This window comes from Flavonifractor sp. An112, assembly GCF_904377885.1.
GTDB lineage: Bacteria > Bacillota > Clostridia > Oscillospirales > Oscillospiraceae > Flavonifractor > Flavonifractor avicola.
Genome location: NZ_CAJFGT010000027.1, coordinates 13,753 through 20,948, shown reverse-complemented (window position 1 = coordinate 20,948; position 7,196 = coordinate 13,753). Strand labels below are relative to the sequence as shown.

The following is a 7,196-nucleotide window of genomic DNA, read 5'->3' as shown; positions in this document are numbered from 1 at the left end:
GGGAAACCAGCGGCACGGTCAAGATAATGCCCACCGAGCCGGCCACACTCTGGATCAGCTCAATGGCCATGGTATCGCTGTTGATGATCTGAATCAGAGGGTAATGATAGACCTGGAAGAGCAGCAGCATATTGAAGGAGGCGCCCGCAAAGGCCAGGATCAGCGTATTGGCCATGGTGCCCATGGCGTCCCGGCCAATGTTCATCCCCGACCGGAACAGGCGGCCGGAGGTAATCTCCGGGTCCACCACCCGCAACTCATGGCAGGCGGAGGAGATGGACATGGCCACATCCATCACCGCCCCCAGGGCGGCGATGAGGATGCCGCTGACCAGCAGGCCCCGGATCTCCAGGGGGCTGTCATAGGCCCGCAGCACCAGTTCCTCCGCCTCCGACATATTGAACCCGCCAATCGGGGTGATGATCCCCACGATCCAGGCGAACAGGCCTGCCGCCGCCACGCCGCATACGCAGCCCAGTCCGGCGCACAGGGTCTTGCGTGAAAAACCGGTCAGCATCAGCAGGGACGCCGCCGCCGTCAGCGCCGCAATAAAGATAGCCGACGGAATGGATGGCGCTCCCTTCAGTACCATGGGAATGAGCAAAAACCAGATACCGGCCAGGGTGTAGGCCAATCCCAGCAGAGCCATGACTCCCTTTTTGCCGCCAATGAGGATCAGCAGCAGAGCAAAAACCACCAGCATCCCCACCAGAACGATACCTCGGTCGTAGTTGGGAATGGAGATCACATATGGGTCCCCATTGTCATCCACATCCAGCCGCACAATGACCCGGGTACCCAGGGAGCAGTCCACATTGGCATAGGCGGTGAGGTAATTGATGGCCTCCAGAACGGCCCCCTTATAGGGACCGCTGAGAATTTCAAGTTCCAAATACTGGCTGCCCACCCGCAGGCCCTCGGTCCATTCATCCGGCTGGGCATCATCGGCCAGGATATCGGTAACGCGGGCAGAAGCAAAGTTTCTCTTCTGGGCCGCAGTCAGCTCCCCATTCTCCGGTTGGAGCAGCACACCCCCCACCACCAGAATGAGCAGCAGGCACAGCCCCACAATCAGCCCTGCAATCCGGCCCTTGCTGGGAGGCCATAGGGGCTGCTTTTCCAGCAGAACAGGCTGCTTTTGTTTCTTTTGTCCCATGGCGCTCTCCTCTCAAGATATAAGGCGGGGCGCCGCCCACCGAGGCAGGCGGCGCCCCGCATACGCAAGTATGGAATCAGTCGTTTTCTGCAAAGCGGGCCAGCACGGCAGCCACTTCCGCACGGGTCGCGTTCCCCTGAGGATTAAGGGTGCCGGCGCCAGTACCGATAATGATACCGGTATCCACAGCCCAAGCCATAGCCTGGGCGGCCCAGTCGCTGACAGAACTGCTGTCAGGATAGGCGGTCAGGTCGCACTCAATGACGGGGCTGCCCACAAGACGCCACAGCATGGTGACCAGCTGCTCACGGGACACGGCAGCCTCCAGATTGGTGCCGTCGGACACGCCGTTCTCCACCGCCCAGGCCACACCGGCCTCATACCAGGTAGCGCCGGTGGAGGTATCCACGCCATTGTAGCGGGCCAGGATGGTAAGGATCATGGCCCGGCTGGTGGTCATGAAGGGGGAGAACTGGGTGGCAGAGGTGCCGTTCATGAGGTCGTTGTCATAGACATATTTTACGGCACTGTAGAACCAGTCGTCCACATCCACATCCGTGAATGGCAGTTCGTTCTCCACACTCTTGGCGGCAAAGGAGGCTTCCACAGTGACAGCGGAGGCGGGCATGGCAAAGGTGTACTTGCCGTCCCCCTTGTCGGTGAGCTTGATCTCGTTTCCGTTCTTGTCGGTAACGGTCAGTACATTCAGCTCGTAGCCTTCGTCAGCCTTCACAGTCAGGGTGATGGTCAGGCCCTTGGAGGCGCGGGTGCGGCTGGCAGTCACGGTACCGTTGTCGCTGCCCTCCACAGTGATGGCGTAGGTGGTGGAGGTGGGAGGCACATACGCAGGAGGAATGTCCACCACCTCGGTGCCGCAGATGATGTCGGCCCGGTCCCGAATGCGGATACGGGGGAAGGGGCCCTCGGGGGCATTGAAGGTGTTGTCATAGGAGGCCAGGCCGGTCACGGTGATCTCGTGGCCCACAGCCAGGTTTTCAATGGCCTTGTCCTTGGTGATATAGCCATCGATGAACACCCGGGCGTCGTAGCCGCTCTCGTCCCGGACCATAATAGTCTGGACCAGACCCTCCGCCTCCGCAAAGCTGACCACCACGCCCTTGATCTGGACCAGGCTGCCCAAATAAGTGGACTCGGCGGCCTCCTTGGTGGTGATGAGCTTGGGCTCCACGGTGCCTTCGCCGATCTTCTCAATGGAAGTGACGGCGATCTGACGCTCGCCCTGATAGGAGGAGGTGGTGCCGGTGATACGCACCTTGTCACCGATCTTATAATTGCCAGCCACGGGGAAGGCATTGATACCGGCGGTGCCGTCCTGGACATAGATGCAGTCGAAGAAGGCGGTATCCTTGTCGTAACCGGAGGCGTTGGAGGTGACCACGCCCTCGATGACATACTTGATGCCCTCCTGCTTCTGAGCCTGCACGTCGGCGATATTAGTGATGGTGACAGGATTGATGTAGTTCACCAGATTCTCGCAGATGTTGTAGTTGGAGTAGTTCTTCTCAGCGCCGGAGTCACCCACTTCAGCCTGGACCTCAAAGTTGGACATGAAGGCTGCGCCGGAAACAACGATGAGGCCCTTGTCATCGCCCAGGTCCTCGGTGGCCAGCACCATCAGGCGATCATCACCCTCGGCCACAGCGTACTTGGGCATAGAATCGCCGCCCAGACCGTCGTTATCACTGTCCTTGGAATAGGTAGTGGCATGGCCGTAGACCACGGGAGAGACGGTGTCGGGCAGGGTGCTGGTGGGATTGCCCTCAGCGTCCACCGCATAGATGGAAGCGCCGCCATACTGGCTGAAGAGCTGAGAATACAGGTTGTTGTTGGGATTCTCAGGGTCAAACTCCACACCGTTCATCAGGAAGTTGTCCCAATTATAGGTGGAGAAGTAGAGCCGCTGGGTCTGTCCGCCGTTGAGTTTGTCATCGTTGGTGGCGTCGTCACCAATACGCAGGGAAGAGCCCAGAGCCTCCAGAACCTTGTTCTGCTGGGCAGCCATATGATCGGCAGCGGGGAAGCTCTCATAGTGCTCATAATAGTCGGACCAACCGGCCAGCACCAGAGTACCACCAGCGGCGTTGAAGGCCTTCAGGGCCTGGATCTCCGCATCGGAGTAGCAGACATAGGGGTCGCGCAGGGCGTCGCCGTTCCGGCGGGAGGGCGCGGTGAGGATGATGGCCTTGTACTTGCCGCTCTGGTTCTCACAGGCGGCGATCAGGTCCTCGCTGGTGTTCAGCTGAACCGTGCGCACCGAGTAGCCGGCAGCCAGGTCGCCGAAGTTGCCCATGGAGTCCTTGTAGTTGCCGGCCACATACTCGTTGAGGTGGGAGGCGTCGATGCCGATGTACACCAGCTGGCTGGCATCCAGAATATCCAGGGAGATATCCTTGGAATAGGTGTACTCAATGCCGTCCTCCACCAGGACCACGGTAACAGTAACGGTCATCACCCGGGCCATATCGGGGACATAGCCCCACTCCACGGCAAGGGTGCCGGAGGCAGGAATGGTCCGCTCGGTGTTATCGGTGCCCAGAATCTCGCTGCCGCTGGTGTAGGTGATGGACTTAACAGTGGCAGGATTGGACTCGCTGTTGAACAGAGTGGTGTTAATCTTCAACTCCTCGCCAGTGACGGGGGTAGCGGTATCGCATTCCACAGCGGAGATGCCCAGCTTCACTACGTCGCCCACCCACACGGGGGCGGTGACAGCCAGGTCGCCGTCGCCCTGGGTGACGCGGATGAAGTAGTAGCTGTAGCTGGCGGGGATGGTGCACTCCAGCTCACCGGAGGCCAGCTCAGTGGGATCATCCCAGGTGTAGGCCACAGCGCCGGAGTTGACCATCACTTCCACCTTGGAGATGGAGTCGGAGTCATCGGGGTCATACACGCTGACGTTGATGCTGACATTCTCGGGGACCTCGGAGATAATGGAGCCCAGCAGCTGGCCGTTGAGGGTGTAGTTGATCTCCAGGTTCTTGTCCTCGGTGGCGTAGACGCGATAGTTCCGGATGGCCTCATAGATGCCTTCCTCAGAGAAGTTGTCGGTCAGGACCACATCACGGGCGTCGTTGGCGTTGCCCCACTTGCCCTTATGGTTGTCCTGGTTGTTGGTGGGGGCCACGTGCCAGCCCTTGTCCAGGGCCATGATGTACTGCTCATAGCTGGGGTAGTAACCGCCGGCGCCGATGGCGCCTTCGCCGTTGCCCACCTCCACCAGGTGCATCCGGGTGTCAATGATGGGGTCATAGTAGCCGAAGTCACTGAAGTTGCCGAAGGTAGTGCCGGGGTGGTTGAACTGGCTGATGGAGTCCGCCAGGTTCTCATTGCTCAGCAGGGCATAGTAGGCCTTCATACCCGCGTCGGCAGTCTTGTTGTTCAGCGTGGTGTTGTTGCGGGAGACGATGCCGGGGGTGTTAAAAGTGTTGATGTGGCCGGGGCCGCCGGACCAGGTCATCTCGAAGCCGGCCAGGGCCACCACTTCGCCGGCGTGCTCCTGGTTGAAGGCGTTGATGGCGCCGGTGTAGGCGTTCCACTTCGCCGCGCTCTCCTCGGACATCTGCTTGGGGTCGTAGAGGGCGGCCTCGGGGTTGGCGTCGGAGGAGGTGTCAAAGTAGTTGGAGTGGTCGGTAAAGGCCACGAAGTCCACGTTGGCGCTCTCGGGCAGGCTGGCCACGTAGTTCAGGCCCTCCTGGAGGGTACCCGCGCCGTCGGAGTACTCGGCGGTGTGGGAGTGGAGCTGGCCGAAGTAGAGCTGATACTGGGCCGTGCCGATGGTAAAGGTCCAGGTACGGGAGGCGGTCTTTCCACCGTCCCGGGTGACGGTGGCGGTGACGGAGACCTTGCCGTCGGCCATGGCCTCGGCGGGGGTGTAAGAGGCCTTGCCGTTCTCCACGGTGGGAATAACATCCTGGTCGTTCACCTTCAGGGTGACGGTGGGATTCTCCCCGGCGTTGCCGAAGGTGAAGCCGATTTCGGGCTGCTTCTCGTCGCCGGTCTGGGCATTGGCGGCGGGGAACACCTCGAGGATATAGGGCTCATCCTTGACAGCAAGGGTGGTGGTGCCGGTAAAGGCCACGTCCTTGTTGTCCGTTCCCTCAATGGTGATCACCACATCACCGGCGACCATGGCAGAGTCGGGAATGGTGAAGGAGTAGGTGCCGTTGTCATTGGTCAGCTCGGCAGCGGTGCCGCCATACTTGGCGGAGATGTCCTTCACCCCAAAGACGGAATCCACAGTGAAGCTGACGGAGTACTCCTGACCCACATAAGCGTCGGGCAGGAGCCCAAAGGTGACAGCGGGCATATTGACCACGCCATCGGTGATGGTAATGCCCTCAGCCACAGGGTAGAAGAGGAACTCATAGATGTCGTAATCGGTGACATTGTACATACTGTAGGTCTTGTAGGAACCACCATAGTACTCCAGATACTGGGAATACTGCCCGTTGAATTTTGCGGTGCGGCTCTCCAGATTCCAACCGCCCTTCTTTCCGGCGGTGAGGGTCCAGTCGGCATCGTCAGAAGCCTTCTGGGAATAGAAGGCGTTGTTGCCGGTACCGTTGGAGCAGAGGTAGCCGTCATGTTCTGTCTTGAAGCGGAAATACTCGCCGTTTTTCTCCACGGTGAACACCCGAGCGCCGTTGGCAGGGGTGGCCACGCCGTCGGCCACGGTGGCCTCGGCGTTGTTGACAACCTGATTGTCACCCTCTCCGGCCAGCACACCCTGAGCGGACAGGTTGTAAATAACAACTGTGTCGCCATTCTTGGGCAGATCGCCACTGGGTTCCTCGGGAATCTCGGTAACCTTGTAGAAGGAGAGGGCAAACATACCCTCGCTGCCGGAATTAATCTTATTGTAAGAACTCCAGTTGTTTTTCTCAGCGTACCACTCCATGTAGGAGTTGCGGACAGTATTCTTGATATAATAGAGTCCGTTGTCGGCATCCTCCAGCACCCACTGGTCGTTCTTTTCGCCCAGCGGCATACTGGAGAAAGAATCGCCCATACCGATCTTCTGACCGTTGTAGGAGAAGGACCAGGTGCCGTCGCCGTTATCAATGACGGTCCACACATCGCTGGAGGTAAAGCCGGACAGAGTGCCGTTCTCCATGGTCACGGTGGTGCCGTTGTTGTAGTAGCCGGTATAGGTTCCGGACAGGGCCTTGCCGTATTGGGGGTTATAAATGACTACCTGATCGCCATCGGCGATTGGGCCGGCAGGGGTGCCGTCCAGGTCGATTTCGTCAACGGTGGTGTTGCGCAGCTGGAGGGTATCGTTAAACACGCCCACAGCGGCGGTGATGGTGATGACGTCGCCTACCTTTACAGGCCAGGTGCCGTCCTCGTTCTTCTTCACCACGGCTTTGTAGAGCTGGATGGAGTCGGTACCATCGGTGACGGTGATGTTGGGACTGGAATAGGCGCCGTTGTTATCATACACCTCGGTGACCTTCACGTTCTGGAGGGTCACATAGGTGCAAATGTCGACGGTGGTCAGCGCGCCAATGGTCTTGACGACGGGCTCGAGGGTCAGACCGGAGGATTTTTCATAGGTGGCTCCGGCCAGTTCCGGAAGGCCCTTAAAATTATCCCGCTTGCCGGTAGCAATAACAGTATCACCAAGAGAGAGGTCGGTGGGGCTGTTGGGCAGGAAAGCGCAGATACCACCAGTGCTGTCCTGGAGGTAGACGTTCTTGCCGTCGATCAGGGTGACCACGCCCTTGACGGTCAGATTTTCCGTACCATCGACAGCATCCAGCGCCTGGGCGATGGTGATAACCTGCGGCTCCTCAGGATCAGGAGGGGTCACCTCACCGCCACCCTCGCCGTCAAATTTGTAGAGAGTAACAGGCTGTTGACCAGTATATGTTGTGGACTTATAGTACCGGAACCGCATCTGGTCACCATTTGCGTTAAAACGCATATGGGGACCGGAGCTGAGAGCAATATCCACACCGTCTGTCTGCACTGTAAACGTGATGGGATACTGAGCAGCGGTGCTCTTATTTGTGGAAGT

Annotated in this window: 2 protein-coding genes; both read right to left on the bottom strand. The window is 59.1% G+C overall.

Annotated features, from left to right (window positions below; all coding sequences use genetic code 11):
- Window positions 1-1,156 (bottom strand): YibE/F family protein (locus IHN22_RS05745; protein ID WP_191434072.1); only part of this gene is annotated, 1,156 nt, incomplete at its 3' end.
- 76 nt (window positions 1,157-1,232) lie between these two features.
- Window positions 1,233-6,989, bottom strand: a complete 5,757-nt coding sequence (locus IHN22_RS05740; protein ID WP_191434104.1) for an S-layer homology domain-containing protein — start codon at window positions 6,987-6,989, stop codon at window positions 1,233-1,235.
- Window positions 6,990-7,196 lie beyond the last annotated feature (207 nt).